The organism is Kitasatospora sp. NE20-6, from assembly GCF_045862635.1.
Genome location: NZ_BPRL01000034.1, coordinates 108,478 through 124,880, shown reverse-complemented (window position 1 = coordinate 124,880; position 16,403 = coordinate 108,478). Strand labels below are relative to the sequence as shown.

The following is a 16,403-nucleotide window of genomic DNA, read 5'->3' as shown; positions in this document are numbered from 1 at the left end:
TCGTCTGGGGCGCCCCCCGCAATACGCGGCGGGGGGCCCCCCCCCCGGGGGGGGGGGCGCCCCCCCGCCGGGGGGCCCCCCCTCCGCACGTACCGGGCCCGGCCCGTCAGCCGGGAAGCTCCCCGGTGGCCGCCGGACGCGACGCGTCACCCGACCACTCGCTCCACGACCCCGGATACAGCGCCACGCCGCCGATCCCCGCCACCTCCAGCGCCAGCAGCTCGTGCGCGGCCGTCACCCCGGAACCGCAGTACACCGCCGTCTCCCGGCCACCGCCCGCGCCGAGCGCGGCGAACCGGTCGGCCAGCTCCCCCGCACTGCGGAACCGGCCGTCCGGACCGACGTTGTCGCCGGTCGGCGCCGACACCGCCCCCGGGATGTGCCCGGCCCGCGGATCGACCGGCTCCACCTCGCCGCGGTACCGCTCGCCCGCCCGGGCGTCCAGCAGCAGCCCCGTCCGCGCCAGCTCCGCCGCACCGTCGGCGTCCACCGTCCGCACCTGCCCCGGCACCGGCTTGAAGTCGCCCTCGGCGTGCGCCGCCGGCTCGACCGAATCGGCCAGCCCGGCCGCCCGCCACGCGGCCAGCCCCCCGTCCAGCACCCGGACGTCACCGTGCCCCGCCCAGCGCAGCAGCCACCAGGCCCGGGCCGCCGACATCGCCGGCCCCGCGTCGTACACCACCACCGGACGGTCCGCCGTCACACCGGCCCGGCGCAGGGCCGCACCGAACACCTCCGGGTCGGGCAGCGGATGGCGGCCCGCCGCGCCCGGCGCCGCGGCCAGCTCGGCGTCGAGGTCGATGTAATGGGCACCCGGCAGGTGCCCGGCGGCGTACTCCCCCGCACCGGGCGGACCGCCCAGCTGCCAGCGGACGTCGAGCAGGACGGGCGGTCGCGGGCCGGCGAGCGCGGCGGCGAGCCCGTCGACGGAGATCAGGGGTGAGAGGGCACCGGAAGACGTCATGCCCGCCATTCTTGCGCCTGCCACCGCTCCGGTCAGCGGATTGCCCGCCCCGGCCCGATCAGGCCGACTGGTCGCCGAACGGCAGCACGTCCGGGGAGAGCACCGACGCGCGGGCCGTCGCCGCCGTCAGCCGCCGCCGGTGGTGGCGCCGGCACAGCACCTCGTACCCGATCTGGTCCTCCGAGACGGCGACGTCGCCGACGACGACCTGCGCCCCCTCGACGACCATCACCCCGCCCACCGTCCGCGCGTTGTGCGTGGCCCGCGCCCCGCACCAGCACAACGCCTCCACCTGCAGCACCTCCACCCGGTCGGCCAGCTCGATCAGGCGCTGCGAACCGGGGAACAGCCGGGTGCGGAAGTCCGTCGTGATGCCGAACGTGTAGACGTCGATCCCGAGTTCGTCGACGACCCGGGCCAGCTGGTCGATCTGCCCGGCGGAGAAGAACTGGGCCTCGTCGCAGATCAGGTAGTCGGCCTTGCCGCCCGCCGACAGCAGGTGCACCACGTGCGCCTGGAAGTCGAAGTCGTCGGCGACCTCCACCGCGTCGGCCCGCAGACCGAGCCGGCTGGAGATCGTCGCCGTACCGGCACGGTCGTGGCGGGTGAAGATGATGCCCTGCCGACCGCGCGCCGCGTGGTTGTGGTCCATCTGGAGCGCCAGCGTCGACTTGCCGCAGTCCATCGTGCCCGAGAAGAAGACCAGTTCAGCCATGGGTGGGACGAGGACCTTTCGGACGGACGGTCGGGGCGGGTTCGGTGCCGGAACGGATCAGGTACGGACGTCGAGCAGCGGCACGAGCTGCTCGACCGCGGTCATCGAGCCGTGCAGCCCGATCATCGAGGACTCACCGGGCTCGGAACGCGAGGCCGTCACCGCGATGTCGTCACGGGCCGCCGCCACCACGTCGCCGATCCGGTCGTAGACCCGGTCGTCGACCACGGGGCCGAACCAGCCCGCCGCGACGGCCTGGTCACGGGTGGCCACCCACATGCGGTCGCCGAGCACCTCGCTCCACACCGTGAACACGTCGGCCGCGGCACCCGGCACCGCGTACACGTGCCGGGCCCGGCCCTCGCCGCCGAGCAGCGCGACACCGGCCGACAGCTCCCAGTCCTCGTCGAAGTCCACCCGGTCCTCCGGCGCGATGTCGATCATGCCGTGGTCGGCCGTGACGTACAGCGCCGACCGCGGCGGCAACTGCTCCGCGAGCCGCTTCACCAGCCGGTCCACCGTGTTCAACGTCATCCGCCACTCGTCCGAGTCGACCCCGAACCGGTGCCCCGCACCGTCGAGCTCGCTCACGTACGTGTAGACCAGCGCCCGGTCGTGCTCACCCAGCCAGCGGGCCGCCAGATCCATCCGCTCCTCACCCGTCGTCCGGCCGAGGAACGTACCGCCCGACAGCGCCACCTGCGTCAGCGGCGTCTGCGCGAACAGCGGCGACGACACCTGCGCCGTCGCCACGCCCGCCGCGTCCACCCGCTCGAACACCGTCGGGTACGGCTGCCACTCGCGCGGCGGCACCGGCGGCTGCCAGCGCAACTGGTTCATCAGCTGCGCCCGGCCGGGGATCCGCACCGTGTACCCGGCCAGCCCGTGCACACCGGGCGTGAGACCGGTGCCCACCGACGCCAGCGAGGTCGCCGTCGTCGACGGGAAACCCGCCGTGATCGGACGCGCGCCCGCCGTCAGCGACGTCAGGAACGGCGCGTACTCCGGGTGCCGGCGGATCAGCTCCCAGCCCATGCCGTCGACCAGGAAGACACAGACCCGGTCCGCCGGCTCCAGCAGCAGCCCGCTCTCGAAACCGGGCACGCCGAGGCCCGCCGCCACCGCGGGCAGCAGATCGGCCAGGGATCCGCAGCCGTAGGCCGGGACCGGGGCGTCGGAAGGGTCGAGGATCTCGAAGGCGTCGTAACCCAGCATGCGGCGCGGCGGCCCTCAGACCCCGGCCGAGGTGGTCGCCTCGGACAGCGCGCGCGCGAACACCAGCGCCTGCGCGACCGTCTCCGGCCCGTCACCCGCCTCGCTGACCCGCAGCGACAGGTCGTCCGCGGTCGCCGAACCCGTGTAGCCGTGATCGGCGTCGCAGTTCGGGTCCGAACAGCCCGCCGGCTCCAGATCGAGACGCTGCACCGCACCCCAGCCGATCGTCAGCACGACCTCGCGCGGCAGCGTGCCCGGCGTGTACGTCTCCGGGTTCGCCACCATGCGGCTCAGCACCACCGAGGTGATCCGGTCGAGCCGCACGCTCTCCGTCGACGTCGTCGCGTACGGCACCGGCGTCGCCGCGTCGCCGTTCTGCTCGTCGGTGTGGCTGACCACGAACCGCGAGGCGGTCAGCACCAGCACGGTCACGTGCCGGCGGACCTCGTTCGCGTCGAAGGTCGTCTCCTGGTGCACCAGGTAGGAGGTGATCGGCTCGGGGCCCACCGCGGCTTCCACGGCCTCGGACACCAGGGCCGGGTAGTAGCCGCTGCGCTCGATCGCGGAACGCAGGTCCTGCGTGGTGGTGGTACCGGTCTTGGCCATGTCTCCATCCTGGCATGTCCCGCCGACGAAGCGGGCGGCACTGCGCCGAGCTTCCGGAGGCCCCGTCGAGCGGGCGTGTGGCGCGCCGCCGTCCGGCGCAGCCAAGCAAGGTTACAGGCTGCTCATGGCCCGCGGTCCCAGGTCGGTGCGCACCGGCAGCGGCGCGATCCGCACGGTGGCCCCGAGCACCGCGAGCCCGTGCGGTGCCACCACCACCGGTTCGAGGTCGACCGAGGCCACCTCCGGCAGGTCGTCGACCAGGCGCGACACCCGCAGCAGCACGTCCTCCAGGGCATCCGTGTCGACCGGGTCGGCACCGCGCCAGCCGAACAGCAGCGGAGCCGCCCGCACCTCCCGGATCAGCGCGGCGACGTCCTGGTCGGTCGCCGGGACCAGCCGGTGCGCGAGGTCGCCGAGCAGCTCCGCCGGGGCCCCCGCCAGGCCGAAACTGAGGATCGTGCCGACCGCCGGGTCGACGCTCGCCGCGATCACGGTGTCGACGCCACGCGGGGCCAGCTGCTGCACGACCAGCCGGGCCCCGGCCGCACCGCCGAGCAGGGCGTCAAGCTCGCGGTGGGCACGGCGCAGCCCCTCCTCGCCGGTCAGGTCCAGCCGCACGCTGCCCAGGTCGGGCCGGTGCCGGAGGTGGTCGGCGGTCGCCTTGAGCGCGACCGGGTAGCCCAGCGCGGCCGCCGCCCGCACCGCGCCCTCCTCGTCCGGGGCGGGCAGGACCGGCCGCACCTCGATGCCGTAGCAGCCGAGCAGCGTCGCGGCGTCCGCCTCGGGCAGGGTGATCCGGGCACCCCCGGGCTGGGTACGGGCCGCGACCGCCTGACGGGTGTTCAGCGCGGCCTCGACCAGGGCCCGGGCCCGGCTCTCCGACACGCCCTCCAGCTCCGGCACCCGCGCCGTCCGCTCCGCCTCCGCGCTGCTGCGGCGCCAGTCCGCGTAGCGCACGGCGTTGGCGAGGGCGTGCACCGCGCGCTCCGGCGCCGGGTACGCCGGGATCCGGCCGGCGCGGAGCCGGTCCGCGAGATCCGTGAGCGCGAGGTGCGTCAGGAGCAGCGGCTTCCCGACCTCGCGGGCACGCGCCCCGGCGTCCAGCAGGGCCGCGGCGACGTCCGCGTCGTCCTCGGCGAGGTCCGGGTCGGGCAGCGCCGCACCGTGGCTGCCGATCGGCGGGATGGCCACCGCGATCACCGCGTCGACGGACGGGTCGAGCAGCGCGACGTCCAGCGCGATCCGGAAGTTCTCCCCGGTCGCCGCGGTCGTCAGGTCGACGGGCGTCCGCGGACGGAGCCCGCTGCCCAGACAGGCGTCGTGCGTGAGCAGCCCCAGCGAGTCGGAGTTGCCCACCACCGCGACCCGGTCACCGGCCGGCAGCGGCTGCCCGGCCAGCAGCTCGCCGGTGTCGAAGAGATCGGTGATGGTCTCCACCCGCACCACCCCCGCCTGCTGGAACAGCGCGTCGACGGTCGCGTCCCGCAGCCGGCTGGAGGCCGGCTGGACGGCGTGCCCCGGCGGCAGGCTCCCCGTGTGCCGGGCGCCCTTCACCACGACGATCGGCTTCGCCGCGGCCAGGCGCCGGGCGATCCGGGTGAACTTGCGGGGATTGCCGAACGACTCCAGGTACAGCAGGACGACCTCGGTCGCGTCGTCCTCCTCCCAGTACTGCAGCAGGTCGTTGCCGGAGACGTCCCCCCGGTTGCCCACCGAGGCGAACGACGACACCCCGAGCCCCCGGCGCCGCGCGGCCTCCAGCAGGGCCACCCCGATCGCACCCGACTGGCAGAACACGCCGAACGGGCCGCGGTCCGGCAGCACCGGCGCCAGCGAGGCGTTCAGCGGCTGCTCCGGATCGGTGCCGATCAGCCCGAACGCGTTCGGGCCGATCACCCGCATCCCCGCCGCCCGGGCCTGCCGCACCAGCGCCCGCTGCCGGTCCCGGCCGTCCGGCCCGGTCTCCGCGTACCCGGCGGTCAGCACCACCAGACCCTGCACCCCGTGCGCACCGCAGTCCGCGACCACCGACGGCACCGCGGACTCCGGCACCGCGATCAGCGCGAGATCGACCGGCCCCGGGATGTCCAGCAGCGAACCGTGCGTCGGCACCCCGTCGAGCACCGTGCCCGCCGGAGCACCCCGGTTCACCGCGTACACCGGGCCCCGGAACCCCGCGAGGCTGCGCAGCAGACTGCGGCCCACCGACTGCGGGTTGCGCGAGACACCGACCACCGCGACCGACCGCGGCGTCAGCAGCCGCTGCACCGAGCGCGCCTCGGCACGGTGCTCGCGGGCCCGCATCACCGCCAGCGAGGCCGCGGTCGGCTCCAGGTCGAACTCCAGGTGCACGACACCGTCGGCGAAGCTGCGCCGCTGGGTGTAGCCGGCATCGGTAAAGACCTTCACCATCTTGCGGTTCTCCGGCAGCACCTCCGCCGTGAACCTGCGGATGCCGCGCTCCTGGGCGACCGCCGCGATGTGCTCCAGCAGGGCGGAGGCCACGCCGCGGCCCTGGTGGGCGTCCTGGACGAGGAAGGCCACCTCGGCGTCGGTGCCGGTCTCCGAGGGCCGCCCGTCGGCGTCGATCCGGTCGTAGCGGACGGTGGCGATGAAGTGGTCGCGGACGACGACGGCCAGGCCGACCCGGTTCACGTAGTCGTGGTGGGTGAAGCGCCGGACGTCCCGGTCGGACAGCCGCGGGTACGGGGCGAAGAAGCGGAAGTACTTCGACTGGTCGGAGACCTGGCCGTAGAACGCGACGAGCCGGTCGGCGTCGGCGGGGGTGATCGGCCGGATCCGGGCCGTGCCGCCGTCGCGCAGCACGACGTCGGCCTCCCAGTGCTGGGGGTAGCCGTGCGCGCCGGCCTCGTCGGTGCGCGGTAGCGCCGCGGAGTCGTCCACAGTCGCCAGGTTATCCGGGACGGCGGGCGGCGAGCCGCATGGCAGGCACCCCGGGGACGGGCGAGGGTGAAGAGGTCGCGGGCGCACCGCCTGCGCGGACGCCTCGCGGAGGGGCGCGGCGCCGTGCGGTGGAGGGGCCGCGGCGCCGTGCGGCGGACCGGCCACGTCGTGCGACACTGGTCTAGACAACTTGCACCACCCAGCACCACCGAAAGGCACGTCCCATGGCAGAGCGCCGCGTCACCGTCGGTTGGGCCGAAGGCCTGCACGCCCGTCCCGCCTCGATCTTCGTCCGCGCCGTAACCTCCACGGGCGTGCCCGTCACCATCGCCAAGGACGGCGGCACCCCCGTCAACGCCGGCTCCATGCTCGGCCTGCTCGCCCTCGGCGCAGCCGGCGGCGACACCGTCGTCCTCGCCTCCGAGGCCGACGGCGCCGACGAGGCCCTCGACCGCCTCGCCCGGCTCGTCCAGGACGGCCTCGACGCACTGCCCGAGGCCTGAGAAGCCCCACAGGCACGGCAGGTCCGGCAGGTCCGGCAGGTCCGGCAGGTCCGGCAGGTCCGGCAGGCGAGCTGAACGGCCCGAAGGGGTGCACCGCGGTGGGCGGTGCACCCCTTCGGCATGATCCGGCCCGTGGCCGACGGGAGCACGGGCCACGGGGACGCGGACGGAGGGAGTGCGGGCGGCAGGGGTACGGGCGGCAGGGGCGCGGGCGCCCGTCAGAACACCGACCAGCCGGTCGCCGTCGTCAGGGCGTCCAGCGCCGCCACGCCCAGCACCGAGTTGCCCGCGGCGTCCAGGCCAGGGCTCCACACGCACACCGCGCCGCGGCCCGGCAGCACCGCCAGCACCCCGCCACCGACCCCGCTCTTGCCGGGCAGCCCGACGCGGTACGCGAACTCGCCCGCCGCGTCGTACGTGCCGCAGGTCAGCAGCACCGCGTTGATCCGCTTCGCCTCGCTGCGGCTCAGCAGCCGCGAGCCGTCCGTCCGCAGGCCGTGCCGGGCCAGGAACAGGCCCGCCAGCGCGAGATCACGGCAGCTCGCCGAGATCGCGCAGTGCGCGTAGTAGTGCGCGAGCACGCTGTCGACCGGGTTGCGCAGGTTGCCGTAACTCGCCATGAAATGCGCCATCGCCGCGTTCCGGTGCCCGTGGCGGGCCTCCGAGGCCGCCACCGCGTCGTCCGTCACGACCGCGTCGTTGCCCGACTCGCGGCGCAGGAACTCCCGTACCGCGCCGACCGCGTCGCCCGTCAGCTCCAGCAGCCGGTCCGTCACCACCAGCGCACCCGCGTTGATGAACGGGTTGCGCGGGATTCCGTGCTCCGACTCCAGCTGCACCAGCGAGTTGAACGGATTGCCGGACGGCTCCCGCCCGACGCCCCGCCACAGTCCCTCCCCGCCCTCGGCGAGCGCCAGCGCCAGGGTGAAGAGCTTCGACACCGACTGGACGGAGAAGGCCTGCTGCCACGCCCCCGCACCGAACACCTCGCCGTCGACCGTGGCGATCGCCATCCCGAACGCCTCGGGGTCGGCCGCGGCCAGCGCCGGGATGTAGTCGGCCGGCTTCCCCCGGGCCGGCTCCCGTCGGGCGGTCTCCATCGCGTCCTGCAGCAGCACCTGGTAATCCACGCGGGCCATTGTGACCGGTCGGCGGCCGGCGGGTCCGCCCTGTCCAGGCCCGGCAACGGGGAAACGGACATTTCGACTTGAGGACATCCACACCATCGGATGATCCGCCGACGAACCGCCCGCGCCGGGACGAATTCCGCCGCAGAGTGGCGGCATGAACGGCTTCGACCTCGAAAACCCCGACCACGCCTACATGTTCGGCTTCCTGCAGGCCGACGGACACCTGTCACGGGACACCCGGAACCGGGGGCGGGTCACTGTCGAGCTCTCCGCCGGGGACGCACCCCTCCTGGAGGCATTCCAGCGGCTCTGCCCCTGCCGGAGCACCCTTCGCTACCGCACCCGCGCCACCAACTTCTCCCCGCAGCACAGCGCCGTGGTCTGGTCCGCCTACACGCTGGAGTTCCGCCGGACCCTGGAGGAACTGGGCATGCCGGCAGGGCGGAAGTCCGCCGTCGTCGCGCCGCCACGACGCCCGCATGCCGAGCGCGACTATCTCAGAGGCCTCGTCGACGCCGACGGCTCACTCGGACGCGCGGCGCAGGATCTCCCGTTCGTGGCCTTCACCACGGCGAGCGAAGCACTGGTGGGGTTCTTCCTCGCCTACACGCAGCGCCTGACCGGTGGGGCGGGCAGGACCGTGAACCGCAACCGGCGTGACGGGGTGTTCAACGCCATGTTCACCAACGAGGACGCGGTAGCCCTGGCCGGCGACCTCTACTACCCCGGCTGCCTGGCCCTCCCCCGCAAGGCGCACACCTCCGAGCGGGTGGTGAGCTGGATCCGTCCGGCCGGGATGAGGAAGGTCACCAGGCGGTCGTGGACCGCCGCCGAGGACGGTCTGCTGCTCACCGCCGTGAGCGCTGCGGCGGCAGCCGCCGACCTGGGCCGCACGGTCAGGAGTTGCACCATGCGCCGGCGGCGGCTGCTCGGGCGCGCAGAGGCCGGGGCACGCCGACTGCGCGCCCCGGCCTGAGGTCAGCCCTTCACGCAGACGACCTGCTTGAGGTGGGCGACCACCTCGACGAGGTCCTTCTGCTGGTCCATCACCTTCTCGATCGACTTGTACGCGCCCGGGATCTCGTCGACCACACCGGCGTCCTTGCGGCACTCCACGCCTGCCGTCTGCTCGACGAGGTCGCGCGTGGTGAACCGCTTCTTCGCCGCGGTGCGGCTCATCTTCCGGCCGGCGCCGTGCGAGGCCGAGTTGAACGCGGCGTCATTGCCGAGGCCGCGGACGATGTACGAACCGGTGCCCATCGAACCCGGGATGATGCCGTAGTCGCCCGAACCGGCCCGGATCGCCCCCTTGCGGGTGACGAGCAGGTCGACGCCGTCGTACCGCTCCTCCGCCACGTAGTTGTGGTGGCAGCTGATCATCTGCTCGAACGCGACCTTCGCCTTCGGGAACTCCCGGCGGACGACGTCCTGGAACAGCGCCATCATCATCGCGCGGTTGTGCTTGGCGTACTCCTGCGCCCAGAACAGGTCCTGACGGTAGGCGTTCATCTGCGGCGTGTCCGCGATGAACACCGCGAGGTCGCGGTCGATCAGTCCCTGGTTGTGCGGCAGCGAGCGGGCCACGCCCATGTGGTGCTCGGCGAGTTCCTTGCCGATGTTGCGCGAACCGGAGTGCAGCATCAGCCAGACCGCACCGGTGCTGTCGACGCACACCTCCACGAAGTGATTTCCGGATCCCAGCGTGCCCATCTGCTGCGCCGCCCGCTCGCGCCGCCACCGGACCTCGGACGCGATGCCGTCGAAGCGGTCCCAGAAGTCGTCCCAGCGTGCGGTGGCGAAGCCGTGCAGCTTGCCCGGGTCGACCGGGTCGCTGTGCATGCCGCGGCCGACCGGGATGACCTGCTCGATCTTCGAGCGCAGCCGGGAGAGGTCGTCCGGCAGGTCCTTCGCGGTGAGCGAGGTCTTGACGGCGGTCATGCCGCAGCCGATGTCCACGCCGACCGCGGCCGGGCAGACGGCGCCGTTCATGGCGATGACGGAACCGACGGTGGCGCCCTTGCCCAGGTGCACGTCGGGCATGACGGCGAGGCCGTGCAGCCACGGCAGGGTGCTGATGTTGCGCAGCTGCTGCATGGCCTGACCCTCGACGGTGGCGGGGTCGGTCCACATCCGGATCGGGACGCGGACGCCGGGTACCTCGGTGTATGTCATGGTGGTTCGACCTCCACGGGTCGGCTGGTTCCAGCGTAGGTGTGATGCCGCGCGAAGGGGCCCGGTGCGGCTCGGGGAAGTCCTGGTGGGGCGGGAGGGACCGCTCAGGCGGTCGGACAGGCGGAGGACGGTCGCGAGGACGGCCTCGGGGAGCGCCGGTACAAGGGCTCGACCCGCATGGTGACCGCCTCCTTCCGCTCTGTTGCCCGGGTGTGGCAAGCGTGTGTCCGCCGGTGCCGGAAGACATCTAGCCATGCGCGGGCAGGCCGCCGCAACGGAGTTTCGGGCGTCTCCCCGGGGCGGTGCGCCGGGCGGGAAGCCTGCCCGGCACCGCCCGTCCGGCAGGTGGCGCAGGCCGTCGTCGGAGTGGTTCAGCCCGGGCCGGCGCCGGGACGGCCGCGGGCCCGGCCGAGCGGGTGCTCGGCCGGGCCCGGGTGGTACTGGCGCCTGGTGGTGCCGGTGCCTGGTGGTGCGGTGCCGGTGCCGGGTGGTGCCGGCGCCGGGTGCCGTCAGTTGGAGACGACGGTGACCTCGCCGATGCCGAGGTCACGGACGTCGTCGGCGATGACGGAGGCGTCGCCGACGAGCACCGTGACGAGGCGGTCCGGCGGGAAGGCGCCGACCACGGCCTCGGTGGCGGCCTCGGCGCCGAGGGCGGCGAGCCGGCGGTAGAACTCGGCCTGGAAGTCGTCGGGCAGGTACTGCTCGACCTGGTCGGCGAGGGTGCCCGCGACGGACCCGGCCGTCTCGTACTTGAGCGGGGCGACCCCGACGAGGAACTGGACGGCCTCGTCGCGCTCGGAGTCGGTGAGGCCCTCGGCGGCGAGGGTCCGCAGGATCGTCCAGGTGTCGGCGAGGGCCGGGGCGGTGGACGGGGTGTCGACGGAGCCGCTGATGGCGAGCAGCGCGCGGCCGGAGCCGTCGGCGGCGGAGCGCAGCGGCTGGGCGAACGCGCGGACGCCGTACGTGTAGCCCTTCTCCTCGCGCAGGACGCGGTCGAGGCGGGAGGTGAGGGTGCCGCCGAGGCAGTAGGTGCCGAGGATCTGGGCGGCCCAGGAGGGGTCGTGGCGGTCCGGGCCGATGCGGCCGACGAGGAGCTGGGTCTGGACGGAGCCGGGGCGGTCGACGATGATCACGCGGCCCTTGTCGTCCGCGGTGACGGGTGCGTGGACGGCGGGCGGCGCGGTGTCGGCGGTCCAGCGGCCGAGGGTGCCTTCGAGGAGTGCGGCGAGGTCGTGGCCGGTGAGGTCGCCGACGACGACGGCGGTGGTGGTGGCCGGCCGGATGTGGGCCTGGTAGAAGGCCTGGACGGCGGCCCGGTCGATGGTGCGGACGGTCTCGGCGGTGCCGCTGCGGGGGCGGGAGAGCCGGTCGGCGCCGTCGAAGAGGGCGGCGTAGAGGGCCTTGGCGGCGCGGCGGGCCGGGTTGGCGAGTTCGTGGGTGATCTCGTCGAGGCGGTTGGCGACCAGGCGTTCGATCTCGTCCTCGGGGAGGGCGGGTGCGCGCAGGGCGTCGGCGAGGAGGGTGAGTCCGCGTTCGAGGCGGGAGGCGGGGACCTCCAGGGAGACGCGGATGGCGGGGTGGTCGGCGTGGGCGTCGAGGGTGGCGCCGGCGCGTTCGAGTTCGCCGGCGAACTCCTCGGCGGTGAGGGTGTCGGTGCCCTCGTTGAAGGCGCGGGCGAGGATGTTGGCGACGCCGTCGAGCCCGGCGGGTTCGGCGGCGAGGGGGGCGTCGAGCACGAGGTCGACGGCGACGAGCTGCTGGCCGGGCCGGTGGCAGTGCAGCACGGTGATGCCGTTGGCGAGGGTGAGCCGCTCGGGGGCGGGGAACGCCCACGGGGCGGGGGTGCCGGCGGTCGGCCGGGGGTGGAAGGTCATGGCGGATTCGGTGGTCATGCGGCCGTCTCCTGCTCGGTCTGGTCGTCCTCGGTGTCGGCGTCGGGTGCCGGGGTGGTGAGCTCGTACACGAGCACGGCGCGGTTGTCGGGGCGCAGGCGGGCTGCGGCGACGGCGCGGACCTCTTCGGCGGTGACGTCGAGGACCTTGGGCAGGGCGGTGTTGAGGAGCGCCGGGTCGCCGAAGAGCACGGCGTAGCGGCAGAGTTCGTCGGCGCGGCCGGCGACGGTGGTGAGCCGGTCGAGCCATTCGCGTTCGATCTGGGCCTGGGCGCGTTCGAGTTCTTCGGGCGTGGGGCCTTCGGCGGCGAAGCGGGCGAGTTCCTCGTCGACGGCGGTGTCGATGCTGTCGATGCCGGCTTCGCCGGAGGTCTTCACGTCGAGCCAGCCGAGGGAGGGGGCGCCGGCGAGGCGCAGCAGGCCGAAGCCGGCGGTGACGGCGGTGCGGTCGCGGCGGACCAGCCGGTTGTAGAGGCGGCTGGATTCGCCGGAGCCGAGGATGGTGAGGGCGAGGTCGGCCGCGTCGGCCTCGCGGGTGCCGTCGTGCGGGAGGCGGTAGGCGGCCATGAGGGCGCGGGAGGGGACGTCCTCCTCGACGGTCTCGCGGATCTCGCGGCCGACGGTGTCGGGGAGGGTGCCGTCGCGCGGGGGCTGCTTGCCGTCGTGGGCGGGGATGGTGCCGAAGTACTTCTCGACCCAGGCGATGGTCTGCTCGGGGTCGAGGTCGCCGACGATGGCGAGCACCGCGTTGTTGGGCGCGTAGTAGGTGCGGAAGAAGGCGCGGGCGTCTTCGAGGGTGGCGGCGTCGAGGTCGGCCATCGAGCCGATGGGCGTGTGGTGGTAGGGGTGCCCGTCGGGGAAGGAGAGGGCGGTGAGCTTCTCGAACGCGGTGCCGTAGGGCACGTTGTCGTAGCGCTGGCGGCGTTCGTTCTTGACGACGTCGCGCTGGTTCTCCATGGACGCGTCGTCGAGTGCGGTGAGCAGCGAGCCCATGCGGTCGGCCTCCAGCCAGAGCGCGAGCTCCAACTGGTGGGCGGGCATGGTCTCGAAGTAGTTGGTGCGCTCGAAGCTGGTGGTGCCGTTGAGGGAGCCGCCGGCGCCTTGGACGAGCTCGAAGTGCCCGTTGTTGGAGACGTTGGCGGATCCCTGGAACATCAGGTGCTCGAAGAGGTGGGCCAGACCGGTGCGGCCCTTGACCTCGTGGCGCGAGCCGACGTCGTACCAGAGGCAGACGGCGGTGACCGGGGTGAGGTGGTCCTCGGAGAGCACCACGCGCAGGCCGTTGGCCAGGCGGTGTTCGGTGATGGCGAGGCCTCGGTCGGAGGCGGGGGCCGGGTTGGCCATGCGCTGTGGGTCCTTCCCTGGTCGACTGCAGGTCGGGGGCGGTGTGCGTTCCCCATTGTGGTGCAACGCGTGGGAGGCCGGGATGTGTCCGCGCGTGGTGGGCGTTCGCCGCTGGCGGAAGTGGCGGCGGACGTGGTGGTGGAAGCGGCGGTGGAGGCCGTGGTGGGGGCGGCGGCGGGCGGTACGGGGTTCCGGGAGGCAGGTGCGGGGTTCCGACTGGGCGGTAGGGGGGCGGGGGTGGGCGGCATTGTGGGTGGGAGGGTCCACAATGGGGGGCGCCGTGCCCCCGTAAGGTTCGACGCAGTTGTCACCGGTTCGACTGTCACGGCGTCGATGCCGCCCGTCAGCCGCACACCCGATACGCAAGGAGCCCCGCCGCGATGGCCCGCCGCAGTTCGCCCACTCCGCCGCCCGGTGATTTCGAGGAGCGCATCCTCGATGTCGATGTGGTGGACGAGATGCAGGGTTCGTTCCTCGAGTACGCGTATTCGGTCATCTACTCCCGTGCGCTGCCGGACGCGCGGGACGGCCTGAAGCCGGTGCACCGCCGGATCCTCTACCAGGCCAACGAGATGGGCCTGCGCCCGGAGCGCGGGCACGTGAAGTGTGCGCGCCTGGTCGGTGAGGTGATGGGCCGGCTGCACCCGCACGGGGACGCGTCGATCTACGACTCCGTGGTCCGCATGGCGCAGCCGTTCTCGATGCGGCTTCCGCTGATCGACGGCCACGGGAACTTCGGTTCGCTGGGCAACGACGACCCGCCGGCGGCGATGCGGTACACGGAGTCGCGGCTGACGGCGGCGTCGATGTCGATGGTGGAGTCGATCCACGAGGACACCGTCGACTTCGGTCCGAACTACGACGGCAGTGAGCAGGAGCCGACGGTCCTGCCGTCGGCGTTCCCGAACCTGCTGGTCAACGGCGCGGCGGGGATCGCCGTCGGCATGGCGACGAACATGCCCCCGCACAACCTGACCGAGGTGGTGGCGGCGGCCCGGCACCTGATCAAGCACCCGGGTGCGGACCTCGACACGCTGATGCGTTTCATCCCCGGCCCGGACCTGCCGACGGGCGGCCGGATCGTCGGGCTGTCGGGCATCCGGGACGCGTACGAGAACGGCCGCGGCACGTTCAAGATCCGTGCGGCGACCTCGATCGAGAGCGTGACGGCGCGCCGCAAGGGCATCGTCGTCACCGAGCTGCCGTACAGCGTCGGCCCGGAGAAGGTGATCGCGAAGATCAAGGACCTGGTCAACGCGAAGAAGCTCCAGGGCATCGCCGACGTCAAGGACCTGACGGACCGTGAGCACGGCCTGCGCCTGGTCATCGAGGTGAAGAACGGCTTCGTGCCGGAGGCGCTGCTGGAGCAGCTGTTCAAGCTGACGCCGCTGGAGGAGACCTTCGGCATCAACAACGTGGCGCTGGTCGACGGGCAGCCGCTGACGCTGGGCCTGAAGGAGCTGCTGGAGGTGTACGTCGACCACCGCTTCGAGGTGGTGCGGCGGCGCAGCGACTTCCGGCGGCGCAAGCGGGAGGAGCGGCTGCACCTGGTCGAGGGCCTGCTGGTGGCGCTGGTCGACATCGACGAGGTCATCGCCCTCATCCGGTCGAGCGACAACGCGGCGCAGGCGAAGGAGCGGCTGGTCGAGCGCTTCTCGCTGTCGGAGATCCAGACGGCGTACATCCTGGACACGCCGTTGCGGCGGCTCACCCGGTTCGACCGGGTGGAGCTGGAGGACGAGCAGCGGAAGCTGAACGCGGAGATCGCCGGGCTGACGGAGATCCTGGAGTCGGACACCCGGCTGCGTTCCGTCGTGTCGGGTGAACTGGCCGCCGTGTCGAAGCAGTTCGGTACGGAGCGGCGGACGGTCCTGCTGGAGGCGGGGGCGGTGCCGACTGCGGCGCTGTCGGTGCCGCTGGAGGTGGCGGACGATCCGTGCCGCGTGCTGCTGTCGTCGACGGGCCTGCTGGCGCGGACGGCGGACGGCGGTCCGGCGGAGGACGAGGACGCGGGGACGCGGCGGGCGAAGCACGACGTGCTGATGTCGGCGGTGCCGGCGACGGCGCGTGCGGACGTGGGCGTGGTGACGTCGGCGGGCCGGGTGCTGCGGCTGCCGGTGATCGACCTTCCGCAGCTGCCGCCGGGTGGCGCGGCGACGATGGCGGGCGGCGCGGCGGTGTCGGAGTTCCTGCGGCTGGAGACCGGGGAGCGGGTGCTGGCGCTGACGACGCTCGACGAGTCGTCGCCCGGCCTGGCGCTGGGCACGCTGCAGGGCGTGGTGAAGCGGGTCGTGCCGGAGTGGCCGGCGAACAAGGACGAGTTCGAGGTGATCGCCCTCCGGGAGGGCGACGAGGTGGTCGGCGCCGTGGAGCTGCGGACGGGCGAGGAGGACCTGGTGTTCATCGCGTCCGACGCCCAGCTGCTGCGGTACCCGGCGGGGCAGGTGCGGCCGCAGGGCCGTCCGGCGGGTGGCATGGCGGGCATCAAGCTGTCGGACGGGGCGCGGGTGCTGTCGTTCACGGCGGTGGATCCGGCGGCGGACGCGGTGGTGCTGTCGGTGGCGACGGCGTCGGGCACGCTGGCGGGCGGTGAGCACACCTCGTGGAAGCTGACGCCGTTCGAGCAGTATCCGCGCAAGGGCCGGGCGACGGGCGGTGTCCGCTGCCAGCGCTTCCTGCGCGGCGAGGACGGTCTGACGTTCGCGTGGGCGGGTACGGTGCCGGCGCTGGCGGCGACGGCGGCGGGTGTGCCGGTGGAGCTGCCGGAGCGTGATCCGCGCCGGGACGGGTCGGGTACGCCGGTGACGGCGAAGATCGCGGTGGTCGGCGGGCGCGCGTAGCCCTGCGGACGGACGGAGGGGGTGCCGGATCCCGGCGCCCCCTCCGTCGTCGTGCGGCGGCAGGCGGCAGGCCGCAGACGGCAGACCGCACGCAGCGACCTGCGGGCACCAATCCG

The 16,403-nt window shown here is 73.5% G+C and carries 12 protein-coding genes; 3 read left to right on the top strand and 9 right to left on the bottom strand.

The features are described 5' to 3' along the window. Positions 1 to 106: 106 nt before the first annotated feature. From SNE206_RS22990 to SNE206_RS22970, 5 genes are all read right to left on the bottom strand, one after another. On the bottom strand, positions 107 to 964 hold the full coding sequence (locus SNE206_RS22990; RefSeq protein ID WP_407915368.1) for a sulfurtransferase: 858 nt from the start codon (positions 962 to 964) through the stop codon (positions 107 to 109). A gap of 58 nt (positions 965 to 1,022) precedes the next feature. Further along, positions 1,023 to 1,679 (bottom strand): thymidine kinase, encoded by a 657-nt coding sequence (locus SNE206_RS22985; RefSeq protein ID WP_407915367.1) that lies wholly within the window; start codon positions 1,677 to 1,679, stop codon positions 1,023 to 1,025. Between the two features lie 57 nt (positions 1,680 to 1,736). Next, positions 1,737 to 2,894, bottom strand: a complete 1,158-nt coding sequence (locus SNE206_RS22980) for an alkaline phosphatase family protein (protein ID WP_407915366.1) — start codon at positions 2,892 to 2,894, stop codon at positions 1,737 to 1,739. A 15-nt stretch (positions 2,895 to 2,909) separates the two neighbouring features. Next, entirely contained in the window at positions 2,910 to 3,500 is a 591-nt protein-coding gene (locus SNE206_RS22975) for a DUF5998 family protein (protein WP_405011304.1), read from the bottom strand. 111 nt (positions 3,501 to 3,611) lie between these two features. Next, entirely contained in the window at positions 3,612 to 6,404 is a 2,793-nt protein-coding gene (locus SNE206_RS22970; protein ID WP_407915365.1) for a GNAT family N-acetyltransferase, read from the bottom strand. A 224-nt stretch (positions 6,405 to 6,628) separates the two neighbouring features. Here SNE206_RS22970 and SNE206_RS22965 point away from each other — a divergent pair, with 224 nt between their 5' ends. Beyond that, positions 6,629 to 6,907, top strand: coding sequence for an HPr family phosphocarrier protein (locus SNE206_RS22965; protein ID WP_407915364.1), 279 nt, complete (start codon positions 6,629 to 6,631; stop codon positions 6,905 to 6,907). A 218-nt stretch (positions 6,908 to 7,125) separates the two neighbouring features. On the opposite strand, the gene SNE206_RS22960 is transcribed toward SNE206_RS22965, so the two are convergent. Next, positions 7,126 to 8,046: a glutaminase gene (locus tag SNE206_RS22960; protein ID WP_407915363.1), complete on the bottom strand. Its 921-nt coding sequence runs from the start codon at positions 8,044 to 8,046 to the stop codon at positions 7,126 to 7,128. A gap of 145 nt (positions 8,047 to 8,191) precedes the next feature. On the opposite strand from SNE206_RS22960, the gene SNE206_RS22955 reads away from it, so the two are divergent. Then, positions 8,192 to 9,013, top strand: a complete 822-nt coding sequence (locus SNE206_RS22955) for an LAGLIDADG family homing endonuclease (protein WP_407915362.1) — start codon at positions 8,192 to 8,194, stop codon at positions 9,011 to 9,013. Positions 9,014 to 9,015: 2 nt separating this feature from the next. Here SNE206_RS22955 and SNE206_RS22950 read toward each other — a convergent pair whose 3' ends face one another. From SNE206_RS22950 to SNE206_RS22940, 3 genes are all read right to left on the bottom strand, one after another. Then, complete coding sequence (locus tag SNE206_RS22950) at positions 9,016 to 10,209, bottom strand: RtcB family protein (protein WP_407915361.1); 1,194 nt, start codon at positions 10,207 to 10,209, stop codon at positions 9,016 to 9,018. A gap of 509 nt (positions 10,210 to 10,718) precedes the next feature. Then, positions 10,719 to 12,104 carry a M16 family metallopeptidase gene (locus SNE206_RS22945; RefSeq protein WP_407915360.1) on the bottom strand — a complete coding sequence of 462 codons (1,386 nt, stop codon included), beginning with the start codon at positions 12,102 to 12,104 and terminating at the stop codon, positions 10,719 to 10,721. After that, on the bottom strand, positions 12,101 to 13,447 hold the full coding sequence (locus tag SNE206_RS22940) for a M16 family metallopeptidase (protein ID WP_407915359.1): 1,347 nt from the start codon (positions 13,445 to 13,447) through the stop codon (positions 12,101 to 12,103). Before SNE206_RS22940 ends, SNE206_RS22945 begins: the two co-directional genes overlap by 4 nt. A gap of 380 nt (positions 13,448 to 13,827) precedes the next feature. Between SNE206_RS22940 and SNE206_RS22935 the strand changes: the two genes are divergently transcribed. Then, complete coding sequence (locus SNE206_RS22935; protein ID WP_407915358.1) at positions 13,828 to 16,287, top strand: DNA topoisomerase (ATP-hydrolyzing) subunit A; 2,460 nt, start codon at positions 13,828 to 13,830, stop codon at positions 16,285 to 16,287. The last annotated feature ends 116 nt before the right edge of the window (positions 16,288 to 16,403 follow it).

What these genes read in the sequence shown, in the direction of transcription:
- SNE206_RS22990 (WP_407915368.1), bottom strand. Translation starts at nt 964, where the DNA reads ATGACGTCTTCCGGTGCCCTCTCACCCCTGATCTCCGTCGACGGGCTC.
- SNE206_RS22985 (WP_407915367.1), bottom strand. Translation starts at nt 1,679, where the DNA reads ATGGCTGAACTGGTCTTCTTCTCGGGCACGATGGACTGCGGCAAGTCG.
- SNE206_RS22980 (WP_407915366.1), bottom strand. Translation starts at nt 2,894, where the DNA reads ATGCTGGGTTACGACGCCTTCGAGATCCTCGACCCTTCCGACGCCCCG.
- SNE206_RS22975 (WP_405011304.1), bottom strand. Translation starts at nt 3,500, where the DNA reads ATGGCCAAGACCGGTACCACCACCACGCAGGACCTGCGTTCCGCGATC.
- SNE206_RS22965 (WP_407915364.1), top strand. Translation starts at nt 6,629, where the DNA reads ATGGCAGAGCGCCGCGTCACCGTCGGTTGGGCCGAAGGCCTGCACGCC.
- SNE206_RS22960 (WP_407915363.1), bottom strand. Translation starts at nt 8,046, where the DNA reads ATGGCCCGCGTGGATTACCAGGTGCTGCTGCAGGACGCGATGGAGACC.
- SNE206_RS22955 (WP_407915362.1), top strand. Translation starts at nt 8,192, where the DNA reads ATGAACGGCTTCGACCTCGAAAACCCCGACCACGCCTACATGTTCGGC.
- SNE206_RS22950 (WP_407915361.1), bottom strand. Translation starts at nt 10,209, where the DNA reads ATGACATACACCGAGGTACCCGGCGTCCGCGTCCCGATCCGGATGTGG.
- SNE206_RS22945 (WP_407915360.1), bottom strand. Translation starts at nt 12,104, where the DNA reads ATGACCACCGAATCCGCCATGACCTTCCACCCCCGGCCGACCGCCGGC.
- SNE206_RS22940 (WP_407915359.1), bottom strand. Translation starts at nt 13,447, where the DNA reads ATGGCCAACCCGGCCCCCGCCTCCGACCGAGGCCTCGCCATCACCGAA.
- SNE206_RS22935 (WP_407915358.1), top strand. Translation starts at nt 13,828, where the DNA reads ATGGCCCGCCGCAGTTCGCCCACTCCGCCGCCCGGTGATTTCGAGGAG.